Origin of the sequence: Bacillus sp. FSL R5-0397 (assembly GCF_038593395.1) — a bacterium.
GTDB classification, from domain to species: domain Bacteria; phylum Bacillota; class Bacilli; order Bacillales; family Bacillaceae; genus Bacillus; species Bacillus altitudinis.
Genome location: NZ_CP151992.1, coordinates 1,617,080 through 1,642,233, shown reverse-complemented (window position 1 = coordinate 1,642,233; position 25,154 = coordinate 1,617,080). Strand labels below are relative to the sequence as shown.

General features: G+C 41.0%; 20 protein-coding genes. All 20 read right to left on the bottom strand.

Annotated elements, in window-relative coordinates; all coding sequences use genetic code 11:
* Positions 1–111: 111 nt before the first annotated feature.
* On the bottom strand, positions 112–1,404 hold the full coding sequence (locus NSQ70_RS08265; protein WP_342502544.1) for a pitrilysin family protein: 1,293 nt from the start codon (positions 1,402–1,404) through the stop codon (positions 112–114).
* Entirely contained in the window at positions 1,401–2,681 is a 1,281-nt protein-coding gene (locus NSQ70_RS08260; RefSeq protein ID WP_342502543.1) for a pitrilysin family protein, read from the bottom strand. Before NSQ70_RS08260 ends, NSQ70_RS08265 begins: the two co-directional genes overlap by 4 nt.
* Before the next feature lie 145 nt (positions 2,682–2,826).
* Positions 2,827–5,943 carry an MMPL family transporter gene (locus tag NSQ70_RS08255; RefSeq protein ID WP_342502542.1) on the bottom strand — a complete coding sequence of 1,039 codons (3,117 nt, stop codon included), beginning with the start codon at positions 5,941–5,943 and terminating at the stop codon, positions 2,827–2,829.
* A gap of 319 nt (positions 5,944–6,262) precedes the next feature.
* Positions 6,263–7,495: an MFS transporter gene (locus NSQ70_RS08250; protein WP_170861566.1), complete on the bottom strand. Its 1,233-nt coding sequence runs from the start codon at positions 7,493–7,495 to the stop codon at positions 6,263–6,265.
* Between the two features lie 100 nt (positions 7,496–7,595).
* Positions 7,596–8,321 (bottom strand): GntR family transcriptional regulator, encoded by a 726-nt coding sequence (locus NSQ70_RS08245; protein ID WP_008344706.1) that lies wholly within the window; start codon positions 8,319–8,321, stop codon positions 7,596–7,598.
* Between the two features lie 164 nt (positions 8,322–8,485).
* Positions 8,486–10,861 carry a DNA translocase FtsK gene (locus NSQ70_RS08240; protein WP_327862072.1) on the bottom strand — a complete coding sequence of 792 codons (2,376 nt, stop codon included), beginning with the start codon at positions 10,859–10,861 and terminating at the stop codon, positions 8,486–8,488.
* Between the two features lie 110 nt (positions 10,862–10,971).
* Positions 10,972–11,208: a YlzJ-like family protein gene (locus tag NSQ70_RS08235; protein WP_008344712.1), complete on the bottom strand. Its 237-nt coding sequence runs from the start codon at positions 11,206–11,208 to the stop codon at positions 10,972–10,974.
* Positions 11,205–11,933 (bottom strand): ClpP family protease, encoded by a 729-nt coding sequence (locus tag NSQ70_RS08230; protein WP_008344713.1) that lies wholly within the window; start codon positions 11,931–11,933, stop codon positions 11,205–11,207. Before NSQ70_RS08230 ends, NSQ70_RS08235 begins: the two co-directional genes overlap by 4 nt.
* A 121-nt stretch (positions 11,934–12,054) precedes the next feature.
* Entirely contained in the window at positions 12,055–13,722 is a 1,668-nt protein-coding gene (gene rnjB, locus NSQ70_RS08225; protein WP_008344715.1) for a ribonuclease J2, read from the bottom strand.
* Between the two features lie 171 nt (positions 13,723–13,893).
* On the bottom strand, positions 13,894–14,760 hold the full coding sequence (gene dapA, locus NSQ70_RS08220) for a 4-hydroxy-tetrahydrodipicolinate synthase (protein WP_008344717.1): 867 nt from the start codon (positions 14,758–14,760) through the stop codon (positions 13,894–13,896).
* A gap of 30 nt (positions 14,761–14,790) precedes the next feature.
* A complete protein-coding gene (dapG, locus tag NSQ70_RS08215) occupies positions 14,791–16,005 on the bottom strand; it encodes an aspartate kinase (protein ID WP_019744173.1) in 1,215 nt (404 codons plus the stop codon).
* 92 nt (positions 16,006–16,097) lie between these two features.
* Positions 16,098–17,117, bottom strand: coding sequence for an aspartate-semialdehyde dehydrogenase (gene asd, locus NSQ70_RS08210; RefSeq protein WP_041090413.1), 1,020 nt, complete (start codon positions 17,115–17,117; stop codon positions 16,098–16,100).
* 139 nt (positions 17,118–17,256) lie between these two features.
* Positions 17,257–17,850 carry a dipicolinate synthase subunit B gene (gene dpaB / locus NSQ70_RS08205; protein ID WP_017367267.1) on the bottom strand — a complete coding sequence of 198 codons (594 nt, stop codon included), beginning with the start codon at positions 17,848–17,850 and terminating at the stop codon, positions 17,257–17,259.
* Positions 17,847–18,749 carry a dipicolinic acid synthetase subunit A gene (gene dpaA, locus NSQ70_RS08200; protein ID WP_243825287.1) on the bottom strand — a complete coding sequence of 301 codons (903 nt, stop codon included), beginning with the start codon at positions 18,747–18,749 and terminating at the stop codon, positions 17,847–17,849. Before dpaA ends, dpaB begins: the two co-directional genes overlap by 4 nt.
* Before the next feature lie 123 nt (positions 18,750–18,872).
* Positions 18,873–19,145, bottom strand: a complete 273-nt coding sequence (locus tag NSQ70_RS08195; RefSeq protein WP_008344726.1) for a YlmC/YmxH family sporulation protein — start codon at positions 19,143–19,145, stop codon at positions 18,873–18,875.
* Between the two features lie 69 nt (positions 19,146–19,214).
* Positions 19,215–20,135 (bottom strand): aminoglycoside phosphotransferase family protein, encoded by a 921-nt coding sequence (locus tag NSQ70_RS08190; RefSeq protein ID WP_024720373.1) that lies wholly within the window; start codon positions 20,133–20,135, stop codon positions 19,215–19,217.
* Positions 20,136–20,208: 73 nt separating this feature from the next.
* Complete coding sequence (locus NSQ70_RS08185; protein ID WP_007499520.1) at positions 20,209–21,438, bottom strand: pitrilysin family protein; 1,230 nt, start codon at positions 21,436–21,438, stop codon at positions 20,209–20,211.
* A gap of 33 nt (positions 21,439–21,471) precedes the next feature.
* Positions 21,472–22,365: a polysaccharide deacetylase family protein gene (locus NSQ70_RS08180; RefSeq protein WP_223255630.1), complete on the bottom strand. Its 894-nt coding sequence runs from the start codon at positions 22,363–22,365 to the stop codon at positions 21,472–21,474.
* 185 nt (positions 22,366–22,550) lie between these two features.
* On the bottom strand, positions 22,551–24,668 hold the full coding sequence (gene pnp, locus NSQ70_RS08175) for a polyribonucleotide nucleotidyltransferase (RefSeq protein WP_007499522.1): 2,118 nt from the start codon (positions 24,666–24,668) through the stop codon (positions 22,551–22,553).
* A gap of 183 nt (positions 24,669–24,851) precedes the next feature.
* A complete protein-coding gene (gene rpsO, locus NSQ70_RS08170; RefSeq protein ID WP_008354438.1) occupies positions 24,852–25,121 on the bottom strand; it encodes a 30S ribosomal protein S15 in 270 nt (89 codons plus the stop codon).
* Positions 25,122–25,154 lie beyond the last annotated feature (33 nt).

The following is a 25,154-nucleotide window of genomic DNA, read 5'->3' as shown; positions in this document are numbered from 1 at the left end:
TTAACTAATTACCGAAACAATTGTCAATCAATATCTTCGCATATAAAGCGCTTTCTTTAGCTGGACACAAAAAAGACAAACTCTTATACGTTGAGTTTGTCTTTTTTTCATTTATTTTGCTTTCGGTACGACTTTAAAAACTGACATTCTTTCTTCATCAATTTCTTCGTCTAAGATTTGCTGAATATCTGTTAATTGGATTTGCTCCAGTACTGGCACGACATCAAATAAGCTCATTTCTAAGAATGCGTATCGAGTGAATTGATTGGCGATGTACTCCGGGGAGTTCATTGCTTTTAAAAAGCTGCCAATTTTTTTCTTGCGAGCAAGTTCAATCTTTTCTTCTGTGATCAGGCTTTTTGCTTGAAGAAGCGTTTCTTTTAATTCATCTGCGAGTTGATCAGGGTCATTTGTATCTCCACCAACTGAAGTGAAGCCAAAGCCGCCTTCTTCCGTATAATCGTAGCTGAAGGTCTCATCAATTAAGCCTTTTTCATACATCTGTTCATATTGTAAGGAGCTTTTACCAAACAGCGTCTCTAAAATGAGATTCATTCCGAGCTCATGTTTTAACAGTTCATTGCCTTTTTTATGAGGATTCTTTGTTTTTAATCCAAACATACATTTTGAACCTTGTACGTTCATTGGAAGTTCGTATTCTTTTCGGTACACACCTTCAGGCTCATTGATGTCTTTTCGTTTGATCTCTGGCTGGTCTGTAAATGGCTTTTTCGCCTGATTCGCTCGAACTTGATCTAATATTTGCTTCGGATCAACGGGACCGACAACAAATAGAAGCATATTGCTTGGGTGATAGAACGTTTCATAGCATTCATACAAATGATCTTTTGTAATCGGAGCGATGCTTTCTACTGTTCCAGCTATATCAATTCTCACAGGATGCTCTTGATATAGATTTTCAATCAAACCGAAGAATAAACGCCAGTCGGGATTGTCATCATACATGTTAATCTCTTGACCAATGATGCCCTTTTCTTTTTCGACAGTTTTTTCAGTAAAATAAGGTTCTTGCACAAAATCAATGAGTGTCTCAAGGTTTTGTTCGACATTTGAGGTGCTTGAGAATAAGTAAGCTGTTCTCGTAAATGTCGTAAAAGCATTTGCGGATGCTCCTTGTTTACTAAATGTATGAAACACATCTCCATCTTCTTTTTCAAACAGCTTGTGCTCTAAGAAATGGGCAATTCCATCAGGCACTCGGATCATGTCTTCTTTGCCAAGCGGCACAAATTCATTGTCGACAGAGCCGTATTTTGTTGTGAAGGTTGCATATGTTTTGTTAAATCCTTGCTTTGGCAGTACATAGACGTCAAGTCCGCTATCCATTTTTTCATGATAGACCGTTTCTTGCAGCTGATCGAATTGAATTGTTTTCACTGTCATGAAGCACCCTCCGTTCCTTTAAGAAAATAGGTCGTATCCCATTCGATTTTTTGACCCACTTTGATGATGTCCTCTTTTGTCACTCTGTCTAACGCTTCTAAAAAGGAATCGAGGCTCTCCCCTGTTGGCACGACGGCATGCTGATATAAGTATTCCGCTGTTCCATAAGACGTATCAATGGTTTCGAGCAACTGGTTTTTGACGACAGCCTTTGTCTGTTCAATTGCTTCATCAGAAAAATTGCCTTTTTGCATGGCATCAAATTGTTCTTTGATGATGTCTACTGCCTGCTGATAGTTGCCGACTTCAATTCCTGACATGACCATCATCAAACCTTTAAAGCTCTCAAGTCTAGAAACAGCATAGTACGCAAGACTTGCTTTTTCCCGCACATTGATAAATAGCTTTGAATGAGAGAAGCCTCCGAATATGCCATTAAATAAATGCAGCGCCGGATAATCTTCATCTGCTATCGTTGTATGTGTGCGAAAACCAATGTTCAGCTTTCCTTGTTTTACGTCCTCTTCATCAATGACTTCTTTTGGCTCTATTTGTGATCTTGATGATTCGGTATTTTGTTTGACTGGCTCTCTTTCACTTGTTTTAAAGTATTGCGAGACCATTCGATTGATGTCTTGTTCATCAACGTCTCCCACAACATAGAGATCCAGCTGGTTGGACTTAAGTGCATGCTCGTATGCTTTAAAGAGCGCTTCTGCCGTAATCGCTTCGACGTCTTCCATTTCACCATTGACGTGCAGTGCATATGGCTCACCTTTACACATTTCCTGCACAAGTCTTAAGTTTGAATAGCGCATTTTGTCATCATAAACGGCTTGAATGCGCTGTTTCAATGTTCGTTTTTCTTGCTCAACGTACAATTCATGAAATACTCCGTTTTCCACGTACGGGTGGAATAATAGTTCAGAAAGTAAGGCAATCCCTTTTTCTAGTAAAGGGGTTTGATCCTTTAAATATTTTTCATTCGCCATTTCTAGACGGAAGGTAATGATGTGATTTTCACCTTTTTTCGCCATGTCTGCGGAAACGGTCGCCCCATAGAGCTCGTCGAAATAAGCACGAAGCTCTCCCGTTTTCGGCATTTTTTCTGTTCCTCTTAAAAGCACATGCGGGAAAAGGGAACGCATGGTGACGTCATCTTTGGATAAAGGCGCAAGCATTTTAAAAAGGATCGTCACGGTTTTAAATTTTTCTGTTTTGACAATATGAGTATGAAGACCAGGTGTATCAAATGTCTTCTCTTGTAAGTACGTCATGAGAAACCTCCTTTGTTCATCCTATTTATTATGTATTAGAACATAGCTGATATATACGTGAAACAGCCATTTAATAGTCATTATATCAATCAGAGGAAAGGATAGGAAATAAAAACGCCTCTGCTAAAAGCAGAGACGCAGGTTGTTATTTCATTCTAAACGGCCACCAATTCCATTTTCCAAAGATGCGAACCATGACCGGGATAAAGAGTGGTAGAACAACAAAAGCATATAATAAAAGTCCAATGAGTACGACCGTTGCAATTTCAACTAATGATAAAACACCCGATGGCAGCATCGCAGCAAAAGTACCCGCTAAAATAGCAACTGCTGAAATAATGACGGACCCCATATTTCTCATCGCTGATATCATGGATGCTTGAACATGCTCTCCCTTCCATTCATTAAAGCGATCCATCAGGAAGATCGAATAATCAATGCCAAGGGTCACAAGGATCACAAAGCTGAAAAATGGAACAGCCCAGCTGACACCATCGTAGCCAAAGAATGTTTTGAAAATCCATTCTGTTAAGCCAATGGATGTAAAATACGTTAATATGAGTGAAAGTGTTAAGTATATCGGCATGACGATTGACCTTAGTAATAAAACTAAAATAATAAAGATACCAATTAACATGAAAATAACCGTTCTGATAAAGTCACCGTCTGACGTTTCTTTTAAGTCAACATTTAAACTGGAGATACCAGATACACCGTAATTGGCATTTTTCAAACCACTTACAGGTAAATATTGATCAAGGGTTTCTTCGATTTTTGCTACACCTTTCATTGCTTCATTGCTGTATGGATTTACATTTAAAATTACTTCAAAGGTTGTTAATTTGCGATCTGGGGACATATACGTATTAAATATTTTCTTAAACTCATGGCGTTTCAATACTTCTTCTGGTATAAACCAGCCCGTTACTTCTTCATCTGGTGCTTCCTGAAGCTGTTTTAAGTAGCTGTCTGCCTCGGTAAAGCCGCTTTTTACTTGCTCAAGTCCGGAAATACTTTCATCTAATCCATCTGTTAATAGTGATAGTTTAGATGATAGCTGGTTAAACCCTTTTTTCACGGCTTTTTGGCCATCTGTCAGCTGATCTGCGCCATCTTCAATTTTAGGCATTTCTTTGATGAGCTGTTTTTGGCCTTTATTCGTTTCATCAAGACCATCATAAATTTGATCTAGACCTGTCATCAGCGCCTTTACTTGTTGTTTGATTTCTTTTTGCTTGCTTGAGAACGTTTGAATGACTTGATCTGCTTTCTTGATCTTTTGTTTAAAGGCAGATGCTTCCTCTTCATAGACACTCATTTGCTCTCCAGCTTGATCGAGCATTCCTTTTGTGTCTTTGAATACTTTTTTGATTTCTTTGTATTCATTCATGTCTTTGATTTCTGGAAGCCGGTTTTCAAGCCCTTCAAATGATACGTTTTCATAGGATTGTTTCACTTTTTTAATCGTTGTCATCAGCTGCTCATTTGATGTTGCGTGACCTTCCAGTGTGCTTACGACTCGTTCAAGATCTTGAATCATGGTTTCACTTCTGCGATATTCTTGCTCTAATTCTTTTTTCGCTTGTTTGATTTCAGTGCGAATGGTTCCTACGCCCTCTTTACTGCGCCTCACACCATCCTCTAAAGAAATGAGTGATTTCCTCACTTCTCCGATACCGCCTTTGATGGCTTTTGTCCCATCAATCAATTGATCAATCCCTTTAGCGGATTCTTCAATTTTTGGTTTTTGTTTGAGAAGTGCTAAGTTTGTTTCGGTCAAGCCATCTGTAATTTTCCCGATGCCCTCGTGACCTTTCCCAAGCTCTCCTCCCAGCTCTTTCGCTTGAGAGGTAACGTAGAGCTGACTTAACCCGTCTCCAACTGGGCGAGTGACACTGCGAACCGCTTTCACTTCCTCAATGTCATTTAACTTACGGGTCAGTTTTTCAATCATGACGATCTTTTCTTGATTATCGAGCTCATTGTCACTTTCGACAAGCACATTCAGCGGCAGCGCTTCACCAAAGCCAAATTGCTCAGATATCGTATTAAATGCAGACACTGACTCATACTTTGTCCCAATCTCATTTAAACTATTATAAGAAAGAGTGCCGTCATACATCAGAATCGGAGGAACAGTGATGAGTGCAACTACACCTAAGCTGATGAGCGGTCTTTTAAATGAAAAGCGCCCAGCCCATTCCCAAATCTTACTTTGTGGATGACGAATGTTTTCTCTTTTAGACGGCCAAAAAAGGGATTTTCCGAAAACCGACATAAAAAAGGGAACGATTGTGACAAGTGCAATGAGCAGAATGCCAACGCCTACGGCAACGCTGACTGCTGATTGGTACAATTGGAATTTTGCGAAACCAATACTTGAGAAGCCGACTAACACAGCTAAGCCGCTGAAAAAGACTGTTTTCCCTGCACATTGATACGTGATGATAATCGATTCTTTGACATCACGCCCCTGACCAATCTCCTCTTTAAAACGGCTTAAAAGTAATATACAATAATCCGTTCCTATACCGAACATAATAGCTACCATAAAAATCTGAGTGAAATTAGAAATAGGAAATGGTGTATATTCTACGAGAAAAGCCACAATACACCGGCTGACAGCATAAGAAATGCCAATCGTAATAAGCGGAACAACAGGTGCCAGTATCGATCTGAATACAATTATTAAAATAAAGAAAATAAAAATCATCGTGATAAGTTCAGTTTTCTTCAGACCTTGTTGAGAGCTTTTAATGACATCTGAGTCCACAAATTTTTGACCTGTCATTTCATATGAGACGTTGTAGGGCTTTAAAACTTCCTCAATTCGTTCTTTAACCTTCACAGCTTTTGTTTCGTAGTGGTCGAATTTGAATGGAACAAGAAGTGTACTTTTATCCTTTGATAAAAGTTGTTTTTGAATGTCACGATCTACATGAAAATACGAAGTAATTCCGTCAATGTGGAGTTCTGGGGCATGTGTCATGAGTGCAGCTAAAGCCTTTTTTAATTCCTGCTCTTTGGCAGGGAACAAATGTTGTTCGGAGAATACAATCACACCAGTATCTTTTTCCCCATTATGATCTGAAAGCTTATCCAATAAGTGAAGTGCCTCAGCTGTTGGTGTCCCCTCTGGAACCTTTAACTGCCCTTTTTCTCTTGTTAATTCCTCTAAATCGGGCGCAGTAATAAACAGAATCACAGCTGTTATCATCCACACCATTAATACAATCCATCTTGCTTTAATTATTTGCAACATAGCTGCTTCAAGCTCCTTCTAGTTCATCAATCAATTTGCTGTTTTTGAGCGTGTCTGAAGTGCTGACTTCGTCTCCTTCAACGTGCTAATGGCAGGATGACCTATTCAATTGTCCTTTCGTGTTGAAGAAACGCATATCCATCATCAGCCACGAGCTCAATTTCTGCCTTAAAACAAAGACAGAAAATGAATGTTTTTGAACACCTCCTATTTGGGATAATTTAAAAGATATTACTATACATTAGTTTAACTATCAAAATTTTACATGTCAATTTATAAAAAAGAAAAAAGATGGCAAAATACCGTCTTTTTTCTATGTTTAAACCGTTTTCAATTGTTCACTTTCATCCTTTTCATCTGGCTGGATGAAAAAGAGGACCAAAAATAATGAAATGAGACTACATATGGTCGATAGAATAAAAACGATGGCGTCTCCTTTATCCATAAGAAATGCGTAAATTGGAGGTCCTAAAGCAACACCGATAAAACGCATACTGCTATAAAATGACGTAATGGTTCCGCACTGCTCTTTTTCAATCCCTTCTGTTATCAACGCATCAAGTGCTGGAAGCACAATGCCAATCCCTACGCCGCCAATACTTAAGCAGACAAACAACACGTAAAAACTGTGATTCCACCATAAAAATATATACGAAAGTGATAAAAGAGCCATACCAACGATGAGAAATATCCTCATTTTCCCCTTTTCTTTCCCGATTGTTTTCCCCGCAATGTACGAGCTGATTGATAAGAAAAGGAGCGGGATGCTTAGCAGCAAGCCTTTTTTGACACCCGTTATTTGATACGCTGCCTCTAGGTTATCTGACAAATAAAAGAGCACGCCAAAAAGAAGAAACATAATAAAACCGCCAATAGCAAAAATGGCATAAAGCCAGCGTCCCTCATGTTTAAAAATCGTCTTTGTTGATTTTAAAAACTCTTTAAATGTAGGCGGATCTTCCTCTTTCTTTGCGGATTCAACCATAAACAGTACCATCACAAAGCTGATGATTGAAAAGAATGGAATGAACCAAAACGGTACGAACCAAAACCAAGAAGCGAGAAGTGCCCCAATAATAGGACTTAGTACCTTTCCAGCTGTATTAGAAGTTTCAATTGCTCCAAGTCCCGCACTTACCTCTTCATCATCGTGAAACAAATCGCCAATAAACGGCATGACGACAGGTGCCGCTCCAGCTGAGCCAACTCCTTGAAGGACCCTGCCAAATAGAATCCACATGTACGGTTCTTTCATGATGGTTGAGGCAACAGCTGCCACAGCTCCTCCAAGCCCTGCGATTAAAAGACAAGGCAAAAGCACCTTTTTCCGCCCAATTCGGTCAGATAAATAACCGGCAATCGGAATACACAAAATCGCCACAACGGAGTATACCGTAATAATGAGTGACACTTGAAAGGAAGTGATTGAGAGTTTCTTTTCTATCTCTGGTAATACGGGTATTAGCATCGAGTTCCCAAGCGTCATGATTAGAGGCACTGATGATAATGCAATAATATTCTTTTTACTGACTGTTTTCTCGCCCAACATCATTCACCCAATTCTATATACTGTTACGTATTAGTGTGGCATGTTTCACGGGTTTTATGTATAGACAAACAAAAAGCAACCGCCTATGGAAGCGACTGCTTTGTTAAAATCGTTTACGTATGACATGGAAGCTGAATTTATCCGCTCGAAAATAATTGAGCGAGTATAAGACCGGCTGATCATCTTGATCATAGTGCATTTGTTTCAGTAATAGTAACGCTGTTTCTGGGTCACATTCTAATATCGGTGAAACCTGATCGTGATAACCAATCGGTTCGATGTCTGCCACTGCATATTTAATTCCGCTGTGCGGTTCTCTGCCAAACAGCTCAAAAAGCGATTCTTCCTCATGAGTAAAAGAAGCGGGGAGATGTTTGACCGGAATTTTATCTAAACAATAGACGACTGGCTGTCCATCTGCTGTTCGAACGCGTTCCATTGAAAAAACCTTCTCGGATTCATCACACTGAAAACGAATGACATCATTCTCCGTCGGCTCCCCTTCTTGTGAGGACAAAAAGATGGTACCTGGTGTCATATTGACCTGTTCAATCATTTTTGTAACACTTGTCAGCTGTTCAATGCCAGTAGAAAAAAGCGGTCTTGAGTTGACGAAAGTCCCCACACCATGCCTTCTTATTAAATATTTCTCTTCTTCTAATATACGAAGGGCTTCACGAAGTGTCGCTCTGCTCACGCCTAAAAGCTTTGAGAGCTCAAATTCAGAAGGCAGCTTTTCCTTTTCGGCATATACGCCTGTTTGAATATCTTCTTTAATACGGTCAATCACTTTCAAATATAAATGGCGATTGTCTGTTTTGGTCGACATGTTTTCCCTCCGTCTAATCAATGCAAATGATAAGATGAGAAATCTCTATTCCGAGATAAGATGAACATAACTATATCATGTTTTTGCAAATAAATAAATAGTCTGACATCCAGTTAACATAATCAATATATTGTTAACTTTATGTTAGGAAAGCTCTCTTCGAATTATGAAGAGAGCTCGTCATGTTGTTCTTTTGAGAGGAGGACTTCTCTCGGTTTACTTCCTTCATATGGTCCGACAACCCCGCGCTCTTCCATTGCGTCAATAAGACGTGCAGCACGAGTATAACCGATGCGGAACCTCCTTTGCAGCATAGAAACAGAGGCCGTCTGCATGCCAATGATCAGTTCAACTGCTTCATCATATAAGTCGTCGTCCACAGCCCCAAGCTGATCTTGCGTTTCTTCACTCGGGATCATTTCTTCTTGATATTGTGCTTTTTGCTGTGTGATGACATGATCAACGACATGTTCCACTTCTTCATCTGATAAAAAGGCGCCTTGTACACGAACTGGTTTGTTCGCACCGACCGGTAAGAACAACATATCCCCTCTGCCCAGCAATTTTTCTGCGCCTCCCATATCAAGAATGGTCCTTGAATCGGTTTGTGACGATACGCTAAATGCAATACGGGATGGAATATTGGCTTTAATGACACCAGTAATGACATCAACCGAAGGTCTCTGTGTGGCGATAATTAAATGAATCCCTGCAGCACGTGCCATTTGAGAAAGCCTTGTAATGGAATCTTCCACATCAGAGGAAGCAACCATCATTAAATCAGCAAGCTCGTCTACAATGACGACAATATAAGGTAGTTCTGGCTGCTTCGCCTCTTCTGATTGATTCATTCGTTTAATGTAATCATTGTACCCTTCAATATTTCTTGTGCCCGTATGAGAAAACAATTCATAACGGCGCTCCATTTCACTAACCACTTTTTTAAGTGCCTGTGAGGCTTTTTTAGGATCGGTTACAACTGGAGCCAATAGATGCGGGATGCCGTTATAAACATTTAATTCAACCATTTTCGGGTCAATCATCATCATCTTCACTTCATGAGGTTTTGCTCTCATGAGAATACTTGTGATAATGCCGTTTATACATACGCTTTTTCCGCTTCCTGTCGAGCCAGCCACAAGTAAATGCGGCATTTTGTTCATTTCAGCCAGCACAGCTTCACCAGAAATATTTCGGCCCAGTCCGATGAGTAGCTTGGCATTTGGGCGGTCATTTTGTTTCGATTCTAAAACCTCTTTTAAAGAAACCATCGCAATTTCTGCGTTGGGCACTTCAATTCCGATGGCGGATTTACCAGGAATCGGCGCCTCAATTCGAATGTCTTTTGCTGCTAATGCAAGGGCTAAATCATCACTCAAGTTGACGATCTTACTTACCTTCACGCCGACATCAGGGTATACTTCATATTTTGTGACGGCCGGCCCTAAATGAACTTGTGTCACTTTTGCTTTTACACCGAAGCTTTGGAAGGTCTTTTCAAGCTTTCTTGCATTTTCATAAATATTCTTCTTATCTGTTTGCTGACCTGAATGCTGCGGCTCAGCTAAAATATCAAGCGATGGCAGCTCATAATCCTTATTTTCAAGCTCCGTAAACGTCATAGGCGGAGCTTCTTTTGGTTCATCCCCTGTATCATGAGACGGAGTGCCTTGTACAGTTTCTTGAAGAGGATCTGGCTCATTGACCGGCTGATCTTTTTGAAGTTGCGGTGTGAGCATGTCATCTCGATCAGCAAAACTTGAGATAATCGGCTGACGATTGTCAGAAGCTTGCTCTTCTTCCTCGATCAAGATATGATCATGATCTTCTTCGGCCTCTTCTTGTATGCGTGAACGTTTTTTCTTTTCACTTGTTCTCTGCGCAGGTGCATTCTTTTTCGCCTGCCTTATGCCTTTCATATCTTCAATAAATGCTTTCCACTGCTTCACCAAAAATTGTGATACAGGCAGCGTCACTTTTTTGACCATTTCTTGCAGTGACCGGTTTGTGATCAGAACAATGCCGATCAGCATTAGCACAATGGCCATGATTTGCGACCCTGCTTGTGCAAACAAGAAATAGGAGGCCGCAAATAATACAGCACCGATCATACCGCCTCCTAAATCGGGTGAGCCTGTTTCACCTTTCATATCCATTAAGAATAACTCAAACGTATTTCTGATTACACTTTGAGAGCCTATCACGCCTGCAGCTGAAAGATGCTGAAAAAGCTTCACATGGGACAAAAGCAAGATACTCGCAATGATGCAGTATAAACCTGCTTTTCTTCTTGTCAGTAAATCAGGAATTTGTTTTTTCCAAAAGATCGTCACACCAAAAAGAAATAATCCGATAAGGCAGAGAATAAACCATTCACCTGCAAAGAATCGGAATAGATGTACAAAGGTTTGTCCAACTACACCTAGCTGTAAAATGGCAATGATCGCTATGGCAATACAGACTAACCCATTTAGTTCATATTTCAGTTTTAGCTGTTTATTTTGTTTTTTTCTTGTTTTACGTTTTCTCTTTTTCGCCATACTCATCACCTTACTACAAAAGAAAATATAACCTACGAAAAGATCAGAAAGAAAGCAGCCTGGTTTTGGCTGCATCTTGTTGTAAGTTTTCCCTTTATTATAGCATAGAATCATTCATATGAGTCGGTTTGATTGGTGCCTAAATGTAACTTCAATCGCTTACCTGGTGCAAGCTCCTGATTCAAAAAGTCCATTGGATTCGTACTCATCACTTGAACGATTTCCGCTTCATCTTCTTTCATTTCAACCATCACTGGCACGCCCTGAATGTTTACCTGCTGGAGTTTGCGTTCCCCTTGTTCCTCAGCGTAAATGGCTTCATAAGGCATAGGTGTATATAAAATCATTGGATCAGCCCCTCGTTTTGTGCTGCCCGTTCTCCAATGAGCTCGTTCAGCTTTTTAATCGCTTGTCCAACGCCGCCTACTTCATGCATCAGCCCGTATTCCGCCGCCTCATGGCCAACGACATTTGTCCCAATGTCTCTTGTTAGATTGCCTTTAGAGAACATAAGCTCTTTAAATTTCTCTTCTGTAATGTTTGAGTGACTCGTGACAAAATTTATGACTCTTTCCTGCATTTTATCTAAGTATTCAAAGGTTTGCGGAACACCGATGACTAGACCGGTTAAGCGTACAGGGTGAATGGTCATCGTTGCTGTTTCGGCAATGTATGAATAATCACACGATACGGCGATTGGGACCCCAATAGAGTGGCCGCCGCCAAGCACAATGGATACAGTCGGTTTGGATAAAGAAGCGAGCATTTCTGCAATGGCTAGTCCTGCTTCTACATCGCCGCCCACTGTATTTAAAATGATCAGAAGCCCTTCAATTTTTGGGTTTTGTTCAACTGCTACGATTTGTGGAATGACATGTTCGTATTTGGTTGTTTTATTTTGTGGCGGCAGCTGCATGTGCCCTTCAATTTGTCCAATAATAGTCAGGCAGTGTATGTTTGTATCTTGTGATAACTGCGGGACGGCTGTTTCACCAAGCTGTTGTATTTTGCTCATAATGCTATCTTTTTCTTCTGGTTTTCGCTCAGGCTGCTGTTCATTCTGTTCGTCCATTTGTCTCCATCCTTTCCTAAAAACTCTCCTCCTATTATGAACAAGATCGTCACATTCCATCCGCATTCATCATGTCACATCAAAAAAGCCCAAAGAGCTTGTGCTCTTTGGACTTTTCTCATCACACTTCCATAATAATTGGAATGATCATTGGCTTACGTTTTGTTTTTTCATATAGGAATTGATTTAGTACATCGCGCATGGATTGTTTCAGTGTTGACCATTCAACAATTGAGTTTTCCGTTTGCTCTTTCACAATCCCTTTGACCATTTCTGTTGCTTTCACAATCAGCTCTTCGGATTCTCTTACATAAACAAATCCTCTTGTGATGATCTCAGGTCCAGAAATTAATTGTTTCTTTTGTTTATCGAGCGTAATGACCACTATTAAGATGCCATCTTGAGACAATAGTCGTCTATCACGTAAGACAATATTCCCGATATCACCAACACCAAGACCGTCGATCAAAATGTTCCCTTGATGTACTTTTTCACCGATTTTGACGTTTTGTCCTCTAAATTCCACAACATCCCCTTTATCAATTAAGAAAATGTCGCTTCGTTTCATTCCTACTTCTTCAGCAATACGAGAATGTGCTTTTTGCATGCGATATTCGCCGTTTACTGGAATTAAATACTTTGGCTTCAGTAAGTTCAGCATGAGCTTTAACTCTTCTTGACAGCCATGTCCAGATACATGCACACGTTTTTGAGCAAAAATCACTTGTGCTCCGCTTCTTGTAAGGAAATCCACCGTTTTTGAATAGGTGAGTTCTTGTCCTGGAAGAGGTGTAGACGCAATCACAACCGTGTCATCTTTTTCAATATGAAGCTGTTTGTGATTTTGTTTCGCCATTTTTGTTAAAGCAGCGAGAGGCTCACCGTGGCTTCCTGCTGTGAGAATGACCACACTGTTTTTCGCCATTTTTTTCACTTCTTGGACTGGAACAAATAATTCTTCGTCTGCTGTCACATAACCAAGTTTGATCGCAAGCTGAAGAGTTGTCATCATATTTTTCCCTGCTACTGCAAGCTTACGGCCATTTTGGTTTGTGGCATTAATGATTTGCTGTACACGGTTAATATTTGATGAAGATACAGCGACAATCACACGATTTTCAGCATTGTACATCGCATTTGAGATTTCGTCTTGGACGAGCGCCTCAGAAGGTGTATAGCCTGGTTTTTCAGCATTTGCACTGTCTGAAAGAAGTGCTAAAACGCCATTGTTTCCAATTTTCGCAATCTCTCCGATGTCACAGGCTTGGTTAAGCGCTGGGGTTTGATCAAATTTAAAATCACCTGTGCATACGATTGAACCAAGAGATGTTTTGAAGCTGATTCCGACTGAATCAGGAATACTGTGATTCGTTCTAAAGAATGATACCTTTGTTGTTTCAAATGTAATGACTGACTTTGCATGAACCTCTCGCAAATCAGCTTTTTGATTGAAGCCGTATTGCTTTAACTTTTCTCGAAGTAACGCAAGGGTCAGCTTCGTGCCGTAAACTGGTACAGACAATTTGCTTAAGCAATGGAATACGCCTCCGATTGCTTCATCATGTCCGTGGGTAAGAAAAATTGCTTTCACCCGATCAGCTCGTTCTGTTAAATAAGAGATATCAGGAATGACCACGTCAATGCCTAGCATTTCGTTTTCTGGATGCATGAGTCCTGCATCTACAACATATATGTCGGAATCAATCTCAATGACATATAAGTTTTTCCCGATTTCTCCAACGCCTCCCAGTGCAATAATTCTTACGTTCTCTGTATTTTTCTTTTTCAAAATTCTTATCCTCCTAGTCTCAAGCCCGTCCATCATCGCTTAATGCTATTATAACTGAATCTAATTTTAGAAAACAAGATGAAGTCACATTTTAAGAAAGTGTTTATGTATAAAAAACGGTCATACTCAGGGACATCTGAGAATGACCGCTTACGAATTTTTTTGTTTTGATCAGCTGTTTAATACGCTGCTTAAATTCAGTCTCTCTTCTTCTGATAAAGGTAAAAGCGGGAGTCGAACAGATCCGACATCTAATCCTTTCAGCTGAAGAGCTGTTTTGACAGGCGTTGGATTTGGCGCTGAGAACAGCTGGTTCATGATCGGCACCAGCTTTTGATGAATCAATGCCGCATTCGCTGTTTGTCCTGAAGCGTAGCTTTTTAGCATTTGCTGCATATCAAGGCCTACGATATGAGAAGCCACAGAGACGACTCCTTTTGCACCAACCGCAACCGCAGGAAGCGTTAGGCTGTCGTCACCAGAATAAACGTCAAAATCTTCTGGTGTCTCTGCAATGATTTTTGTCATGGCATCTAGATCACCGCTTGCTTCTTTGATTGCGACAATGTTCGGTATTTGCGCAAGCTTAATCGTTGTTTCTGGTGCTAATGAAGCAACCGTTCTTCCTGGTACATTGTAAAGCATGACAGGAAGAGATGTAGACTCGGCAATTGCTTTAAAGTGTGCATACATGCCTTCCTGTGATGGCTTGTTGTAGTAAGGTACGACAAGCATCACTGCATCAACGCCCGCTTCTTCTGCTTTTTTCGTTAGTTTAATAGACGCATTTGTGTTATTACTGCCTGTTCCTGCAATGATTTTACAACGACCATTTGCTAATTTCACCGATTGCTGAAAAAGAGCGACTTTTTCTTCAGTCGATAAAGTTGGCGATTCGCCTGTTGTCCCTGCAACGACTAAAGAGTCACTGCCGTTTTTTAACAAGTAATCAATGAGAATTGATAGCTTTTGGAAATCAATGTTGCCCTTTTTATCAAAAGGTGTAATCATAGCTGTTGCGATATTTCCGAAATTCATTTTTTTCACCTCATCATGATTCAATCACATTTATCTTGAAAGTTCAAACACTTCATGAAGGGCATTAACAGCCGCTCTCATGTTTTCTTCGTTCACTAACACCCAAATCGTCGTATGACTGTCAGCGGACTGTAAGATCGGAATATTTTGCTCAGATAGTGCAGATACAATTTTAGATGTGACACCTGGTACACCCATAATGCCTGCTCCAACAGCTGATACCTTTGCACAGTTTGTCGTGACAATCGGCGTATAGCCCAGATCTTTTAGGATCGCCGTTGCTTTTTCAGTCATTGCACCTGTCACCGTATAGACGATTTCGCTCGGTGTAATGTTGAAGAAATCGACACTAATTTGGGCATTTGCCATTGCTTTAAAGACTTCTGTTTGTACGCTGTACTGTCCCTCTTTAGCTGGGACTTTGATTTGTGTGACATCATTGACATGTGCAATACCCGTAATCAGGCGGTCGTACACATCATGACTCATTTTATCTGAGTAGTGTGATGTCACGAGTGTGCCCTCATCATCAGAGTATGTTGAACGGACCCTCATTGGTACTTTTGCTTGCATGGCAATTTCAACAGCTCTAGGGTGAATGACTTTTGCCCCTTGGTATGCGAGGTTACAAATTTCTGTGTATGTCACGACTCTCAGTGGTTTTGCATTTTCTACGATACGGGGATCTGCTGTCATGACCCCTTCTACATCTGTAAAAATATCGATGAAATCTGCCTGCAATGCAGCGCCTAACGCAGCAGCTGACGTATCACTGCCGCCTCGTCCGATTGTTGTCACGTCTCCATTTTTTGCAGCGCCTTGGAATCCAGCAACGACAACCACATCATGCTCTGAAAGTGCCGCCTCAAGACGTTCACACTTCATGTCAATAATTTTCGCATTTGTATGTTCTTTATCTGTCACAAAGCCTGCCTGTGATCCTGTCATCGCAACAGCCTTTAGCCCGTTTTCATTCAGCATACTTGAAAAAACAACAGCTGAAATATTTTCTCCGCAAGACACGAGTAAATCTTTTTCTCGGTTTGTCATATGCTGCGCATTGCCGTAAAGCAGACCAAGCAGCGTATCTGTCGCATAAGGATCGCCTTTTCGTCCCATCGCAGACACGACAACGACCGATTTATAGCCTTTCTCTTTTGCAGATAGGATATGTGCAAGTGCCCTTTTTCTCCCTTGATCATCTTTGACAGATGTACCGCCAAATTTTTGGACAATTATTTTCACTGTTTTCACTCCAAGTTCATTCTGACGTAACAGAAGAGAGCAGGCGAAAGATGCCTAACTCTCTTCTATTCGTCCTCATCATCCATTGAATGTTAAACTAATTTTAATGCTCGTAAGCTTTCTGCAATTTGAACGGAGTTCCATGCAGCGCCTTTTAGCAGGTTATCAGATACAATCCACATATGGAAGCCATTTGGACGATCCAAATCCTTCCGAATGCGGCCGACAAATACGTCGTTTTTACCAACAGCATCTGCAGGCATTGGATAAATTTGCTGAGACGGATCATCTTGTAATGTGATGCCTGGTGCATCTTTTAGGATGGACTTGATGTCATCAACCGTTGCGTCATTTGATTCAAGTTCAACGTAAACCGATTCTGAATGACCCGTTTCAATTGGTAGTCTCACACATGTTGCCGCTACTTCCAGCTCTGGCAAGTGCATGATTTTTTTCGTTTCATTGATCATTTTCATTTCTTCAAATGTATAACCATTGTCTTGGAATTTATCAATTTGCGGAATCGCATTAAAGGCAATTTGATAAGGCATGACTTCTGGTTTCACATCTTCTTTATTTAAAATGGCTTGCGACTGGCTGTACAGTTCGTCAATGGCTTCATGTCCTGCACCTGATACTGCTTGGTAAGTAGACACAATGACTTTTTTCATGCCATACGCTTGACGAAGCGGTTCTAGCGCCGCCACCATTTGAATCGTTGAACAGTTAGGGTTTGCAATGATCCCTTGATGGTCATGCAAATCTTTTTCGTTTACCTCTGGTACGACAAGAGGGGTATTTTCGTCCATACGAAAAGCACTTGTATTATCGACAACAATTGCACCTCGTTTGACTGCTTCAGGAGCTAGCGCTTTGGAAACATTTCCTCCCGCACTGAATAGTGCAATATTGACCCCTTCAAAGCTTTCAGGTGTTGCTTCTTGAACGGTATACTCTTGACCTCTGAATGTCACTTTTGTTCCAGCAGAACGTTTTGAGGATAGTAGAGTAAGTGTATCCATTTCAAAATCTCTGTCAGCTAGTGTTTTTAACATTTGTTGACCGACAGCTCCAGTCGCTCCAACTACAGCTACATGCAATCCTCTTCCCATCAGTAAAACTCCTTCCGACCCATCCATGATTCTTTTCTTTCGGATGGCCATCCTATGACTTTTTACATTTTATTTTACCATAGAAAAGCAAGGCTTGAAGTACCTTTTTTGAATCTTTCATGATTTTCTAGTGAATCTATTATTCGTTTGATCCAATTAAAATGGGCTGAATTTGTCTATGCTCGAGCGCCTCTTCTACTGTTTTCGTCAGTAGATCCATATGCGCTACCATGGAAGTCGGTTTTTTGAATGGATCATCTTGGCCGAATGGAATAAAGAAAATGTTCTTTGTCGACATGAGTCTCATGAGATTTGTACCATTTAAACCTAATGCATCATTGGTGGAAATGCCTAAAACGACAGGGCGATGATTACGAATGGTCGCCTTAGCAGCCATTAAGACTGGACTGTCTGTTAGTGCATTTGCAAATTTCGCCATTGAATTGCCTGTTAAAGGCGCAATGACCATACAATCAAGTGGAAGTTTAGGTCCTAGTGGCTCTGCTTTGACGATTGAGTCAATCGCTTGAAATCCTGTCAGCTTCTCAATCCGCTCAATCCAGTCCGCTCCTTCTCCGAATCTCGTATTCGTATTTTGCACCGTATATGACACGACAGGACGCACTTCTGCCCCTTCTTTCACGAGTGATTCGATTTGCGGAAAAACGGCTTCGTACGTGCAGTGAGAACCTGTTAAACCAAAACCGATTCTTTTCCCTTTTAGTGTAGTCATGATTCCATCCCCCTTTTTTCCTCCGCAAGTTCACATAAGAGCCCAGATAGCACTTTTGCAATGATCTGCCCGGCTGTCTTTGGTGCCACAATCCCTGGAAGTCCTGGTGCAAGAAGCGCCTTCACTCCATGCTTTTGTGCAAAGTCAAAGTCTGTTCCACCTGGGCGGGAGGCGATATCCAAAATGAGTGTCTTTGGTGTCATGCTAACGATGACAGATGAATCTAATACTAAGCTTGGAATCGTATTAATGATGATGTCGACATCCGTTACTTCATCTTTTAAACGGTCCATTGAAAATGGATCAAGTCCCATCTCAAAGGCTCTCGCTAAATGGGCTGTATCCGCAGCACCAACTTTCACTTCCGCACCTAGCGCCCGAAATGTGCGGGCAATGGTGAGCCCTGTTCGACCAAGTCCGAGAACAGCGACATGTGACCCATGAATCGTATAGTCCGTTTGCTGAATGGCCATCATGATAATCCCTTCAACTGTTGGAATAGAGTTATATATGGCAATATCATCTCGCTCAAACAGCTTCACAAGCTTCCGGCTCACCTGCTTTGCCATATTGTCTAAGTACATATTAGAAATACCTGAGTACAAGGTACAATGTGCAGGGGTTCTTTCTAAATATTTAGCTTCTAGCACGACCTTCTCATTTGAAAAAACAGTGGCAACGACCCCTTCGTCTGTAGCACCTGATACCGGAAGGATCATACTATCCACTTGTTCAAATGGAAGCTCTGACATTTTCAGCTTTTCAGCACCAATAAATCCATGATCCAGCTGATCAAATCCGACCAAAAACACTTTGGCATGCTGCTGTGACAGCTTGCGAATGATTTCAAGCTGCCTAGCATCTCCCCCGATCACCGCAACCGTTAAACCGCTCAACATACTGACCGTTCACCTTCTTTATTTAAAAAAGTCTGTAATATTTTCCGAATCTCCCTTTCAGCATATGAGGAGAGGATTCAGCCTGTGAACAAATCGGAGAGAGAAAAGAAAAAGAGCACCCTTTTATGATGGGTGCTCTTTTTCTCCGTGCGGCTGAAGTTCTTCAGGCACATCGAGAATGATCATATCTGATCCTATTTTTTGAATGTGATTCCACGGAACGCGGATGTCATTTCCTTGTTTTCGAAAGCCAAACCATTTGACGGAAGGTATGATGAGTGCTGTAATTTGACCGTCCTGTTCATTTATTTCAAGGTCGGTTTGTCCAAGCACGCCAAGCCGCTCCGCTCTTTTAATATCGACGATCTCTTTTCCTGACAGCTCACTCAGCCTCAAAATCGCATCACTCCCCTTCCATATCATATATGCAGCAGGGAGGGGGAATAGACCGTCCCGTTCTACACGTCACGAATGAAGCCAATCTGTATACCAAACTGGTGTCAGTTGAGTAAAACGCTTATGGTCTGTCAGCATTCTCTCCACTCGATTCACCATGTCTTTTACATGCCCCGGGTCATAGGATAACGTCCAAACAATAGAAGAAAAACAGCTCATGGCTGTATAGATGGAAAAAAGAAGCCAAAAATCATGTGTTGTCTGCGTACTTAAATAGGCATCCAATTGCCCGGCTGAAAATGGAATGCTTCTTTCTCGACTAAATAAAGACAGTTTATAAAAGTCATGAATCGGATCGCCCCAGTCGGATTGATCAAAGTCGATCGCCCCAGCATATTGATGACGCTGTATAATGATATTCCCTAAATGAAAATCATCATGCTGGAACTGGTTTGGCCTCCCTTTTACCGCATCAGCATGTGACTGAATAAAATCTAATACGAACTGATCATGGGAAAAGGTCACTCCGCTTGATTGATAGGCATGTACATACCGTTCATGTTTCGCTAATACCTTCTTATCCCAGGGGGCTGCATAAAAAGGGGCATCGCATGTATGCATGATACTCAAGTCTCTGCCTGCCCGCCTTCCGATTTCATACTGCTCTTCTTCTGTGAGCAGATGAATGGATGCTCTAGCAATCTCTCCTTCGATAAATGGAAAAATACGAAAGGTACAGTTTTGTTCAGCACTCACTCCGACCTCCATCACTTCAGAACAAATAACGCCTCGATTTTTTAACTTCTGCTGAATGGACGCTTTCTTTTTCAAACTGGAATATTTCTGAATGTCTGATAGCTTGAGTACTAGCTTTTCACTAGGCGTTATGACCAAAAAGGTGCGGTCTCCCGAAAATCCAGATGTCATCGGCTGGAAAGAGATGGCTTGTTTAAGAAGCGGAGATAGCTGTTTCAGTTTTTCGTGTTTCATGAACGCAGAGCCCCTTTCTTCTTGGTATACAATAAACGGCAGACCTCTTGAGAAGTCTGCCGTGTTGTTTACATTATGATGGCTGATCACCCGTTGGACTAATAAGCGAGAGGGCATAATCTTCTGTAAAGATTCTTTTCGATAAATTGTTCACGCCATCTAATGAGACGCGATTGATTTCATCAATAATTTCATCAAGCGTACGATGTTTGCCAAGGAGTAATTCATTTTTACCATTTCGGCTCATCTTGCTGTTTGTGCTTTCAAGACTAAGCATGAGGTTTCCTTTCATTTGCTCCTTAGAGTTTTCAAGTTCTTTCTGCGTAATTCCCTCACGTTTTAAGACGTCTAATGTTTGTAAGATGGTTTCAGATAGCAGATTCAGCTGTTTCGCTCCAGTTCCACCATAGATCGTCAGCATTCCGTTATCTGCAAATGAACTATGATAGCTGAATACAGAATACGCAAGTCCTTTATCTTCTCTTACGTCTTGGAACAATCGGCTGCTCATGCTACCGCCTAGAACATTATTTAAGACGATTAAGTCATAGATGCCCTGATCTCCAGCAGGAAGTCCGTTAAAGCCCATGCAAAGGTGCGCCTGCTCTGTTTCCTTTTTGCGTGTCAGTTTGTCATAGTGGAATTGCGGGGCTTCGACAGGCTGCTTTTTCCCCTTTCCTTCATACGAACCAAATAATGTTTCGACCTCACGAATGAAGGTGTCATCGACGTTCCCTGCTACAGAGATGACGACGCGATCCGGCGTATAGAATTCGTCCATATATTTTCTAAGGGAATCACCGTTAAAAGTAGAGAGTGTTTCCTCTGTCCCTAAAATCGGATAACCTAATGAATGATCACCGTAAATAGCTTTGCTTAACAAATCATGAACGATGTCATCAGGAGTATCTTCATACATTTTAATTTCTTCATAGACCACATTTTTTTCTTTCTTCAGCTCTTCTTCGTCAAAAGCAGAGTTGAAAAACATGTCACTCAATACATCGAGGGCATAGCCAGCATGTGAATCAAGTACCTTTGCATAATAGCAAGTATATTCTTTTGACGTAAAGGCATTCACTTGACCACCAATGCGGTCAAAGGATTCTGCGATATCACGTGCAGATCTCGTCTTTGTTCCTTTAAAGAACATATGCTCTAAAAAGTGTGAGATCCCATTTACTTCTGGTGTCTCATGTCTAGAACCTGTTCCAATCCAGACGCCAATTGCGACAGACCTTACAGTGGGATTGTTTTCAAGTACAATTCTTACTCCGTTTTGGCATGTATACGTTTTGACCAAGTTTTGCTCCTCCTATTCAACAAACAGATCGCATCACGGATGTCTTTTTTCACTTAGGAGGTCAGAAACCGTTCCTAATTCATATCCTCTTTCTTTGATTTGAGTGATAAGTGCGTCAAGACTTCTCGCTGTTGCGTCTGTTGGATGCATTAATATCATCGCCCCATTGTGAATTTTCCCAAGCACTCGTTTTTGTAATACAGCTGGTGATGGTTTTTGCCAGTCGATCGTGTCTACTGTCCACATAATGGTTTCCATTCCTTCTTGTTTCGCAAGCTTTACTGTTTCTTCTTTAAAGCTGCCACTTGGAGGCGCAAACCATATCGGTTTTTTCCCAAGGGATTCTTCAATTTGGCGATTTGTTTTAATCATCTGCTCTAATGCTCGTTCTCTTGTCAGTGTGCGCATATCCGGGTGATTGTATGAATGATTTCCAATTTCATGACCATCTGCCACGATTTTTTTAGCAAGGTCTGGACTGTTTTTCACCCATTTGCCTTCTAAGAAAAAGGTTGCCTTCACTTGATGCTTTTCTAGTGTATTCAACATCTTTGTTAAATGCTCGTCGCCCCAAGCTACATTGATCAGGAATGCATTCATCTTTTTGTCTGGATGTCCCTTATAGATAGGTTCAGCACCAAGTTCATGTAAATGGACAGATGGTTTTGTTTCTTTAAAAACAAGCAGCTTCTCATCGAAAGAGCCCTGTTTTTTCATTTTTTCGTAAGAAGCATCGATATCGACTGTCTGTCCATTTAAACCAGGCATCTTTTTCCACACTTTATCAATCTTAGCATTTTGCGGCTTCTCTTCATAGTCAGAAGACTTCGATTCGATCTCTTGATACAGAATATCTTTTGAAACAGATGCTACCTCGGCGTGCTCTTTCATTGAATTCATATATGTAACAGCAGCCGGCTGCTTCATCGTTTGATATGACACGAGCAGTAAAAATACAAACACAAAGAATGGTATCGTTTTTTTCAATGGTTGTCCCTCCCCTTTACCACAAATTATGATAGGGAGAAACAAGCTAGAACTATTGTTGCGCGCAAGAAAAGAAAGAAGCCTGGCACGGATACCTGGCTTCTAACACATTTTATTTGTTCTCATTAAGACTGCTTTTCTTCTTTTTCCTTTTCTTCACGTAAAACAGCTTTACGAGAAAGGTTCACACGGCCTTGTTTATCGATCTCAGTGACTTTGACGAGTAGCTCGTCACCAATCTTCACGACATCTTCTACTTTGCCAACACGTTCAAGTGCAAGCTCAGAAATATGAACAAGTCCATCTTTGCCGCTGAAGATTTCAAGGAAGGCACCGAATTTTTCAATTCGTTTTACTTTACCTAGGTAAAGTTGGCCAACTTCAACTTCTCTGACAAGATCTTCAATGATTTTCTTCGCTTTTTGGTTCATGTCTTCTTCAGTAGAAGAGATAAAGATTGTACCGTCTTGTTCAATATCAATTTTCACACCGGTATCTTCAATGATTTTATTGATTTGTTTACCGCTTGGTCCAATGACATCGCGAATTTTATCTGGATTGATTGTCATCGTTAAGATTTTTGGTGCATAACGTGACAATTCTCCTCTAGAAGCTGGAATCGTTGACAGCATGCTATCTAAAATTTCCATTCTTCCTTTTTTCGCTTGTTGAAGTGCTTCTTCTAAAATGTCTTTTGATAGACCATCGATTTTGATGTCCATTTGAAGCGCTGTTACACCTTTAGATGTACCTGCTACTTTAAAGTCCATATCTCCAAGTGCATCTTCCATTCCTTGAATGTCTGTCAGCACTGTGTAGTATTCACCAGATTTAACAAGTCCCATTGCAATCCCTGCAACTGGTGCTTTAATTGGAACACCTGCATCCATCATCGCAAGTGTGCTCGCACAAATACTTGCTTGTGAAGTAGAACCGTTTGATTCTAACACCTCAGACACAAGACGAACCGTATAAGGGAAATCTTTTTCAGATGGAATGACTGGCTCTAATGCACGTTCGCCTAGCGCACCATGTCCAATCTCACGACGGCCTGGACCACGCATTGGGCCGGTCTCACCAACACTGAATTGCGGGAAGTTATAATGGTGCATGAATCGCTTAGACTCTTCAACACCAAGACCATCAAGAATCTGTACATCACCAAGTGCACCTAATGTACAAATACTGAGTGCCTGTGTTTGGCCTCTTGTAAACAATCCTGAACCGTGCGTTCTTGGAAGAAGTCCTACTTCTGAAGAAAGTGGACGGATTTGATCGACGCCGCGTCCATCTGGACGTACTTTCTCTTCAGTAATAAGGCGGCGAACTTCGTTTTTCACAAGCTTATTTAAGACATCCTTCGCTTGTTTAATCGTTGCTTCGTCACGCTCTTCTTCTTCAAATTTTTGAACAACAGCTTTTTTCACAGCACTGATGGCATCTTCACGAGCATGCTTCTCATGTACTTGAATCGCTTTCAGTAAATCCGCTTCAGCAAGTTGTTTTACTTCCTCTGCTAATGCTTGATCGACTTCATATAAAGGAATATCGATTTTTTCTTTACCGACAGCTTTCACAATTTCTTCTTGGAATTCGATTAAGCGTTTGATCTCTTGATGGCCGTACATGATGGCTTCAAGCATTGTTTCTTCTGGTACTTCATCAGCACCAGCCTCTACCATGTTGATTGCATCTTTTGTTCCAGCTACAACAAGGTTGATATCGCTTTGTTCAAGCTGCTCAACATTTGGGTTGATGATGAGTTTTCCATCTACTCGTCCTACTGTCACGCCAGCGATTGGTCCCTCAAATGGAATGTCAGACACACATAAAGCTAAAGATGAGCCAAACATTGCAGCCATTTCAGATGAACAATCTTGATCCACACTCATGACAATACTAATGACTTGTACTTCATTTCTAAATCCGTCTGCAAATAGTGGACGGATCGGTCTGTCAATTAAGCGGCTCGCAAGGATTGCTTTTTCACTTGGGCGGCCTTCTCTTTTAATGAAACCACCAGGAATTTTACCAACTGCATATAATCTTTCTTCGTAGTTTACAGTGAGCGGGAAAAAATCAAGTGGTTTTGGTTCTTTAGAAGCTGTTGCTGAGCTAAGCACAGCCGTATCTCCGTAGCGTACGAGAACCGCTCCGTTTGCTTGCTTTGCAAGCTGGCCAGTTTCAACTGTCAGTTGACGTCCAGCCCAGTCTATGGTGAAGACTTGTTTCTCTTGTCCCATTCTGAGATAAACTCCTCTCTTGTCGTAAAGTTTTTAGGTTATTTCTTATTATGAACAAAATGATTTTCACATATCAATGTGAAAGCTGTATGTAGAAGGGTTTTTGCCATTCTTTCAACATTTTAACCATAAAATATTAGTGATTATACGATAAAAAAGCGGGAATCCTCCCGCTTTTTACGATTATCGACGTAAGCCTAGTTTGTTAATTAACTCACGGTAACGAGTTACGTCTTTATTACGTAGATACGTAAGAAGATTACGACGTCTACCTACCATTTTCAAAAGACCGCGACGTGAGTGGTGATCTTTCTTATGAGTACGTAAATGCTCGTTCAAGTTGTTAATTGATTCTGTTAGGACAGCGATCTGAACTTCTGGAGATCCAGTATCAGATTCGTGTGTTTTGAACTCATTAATTAATTGAGTTTTACGCTCTTGAGTAATAGCCATCCTGTTTCACCTCCAAATCATGTTAGCCCCATC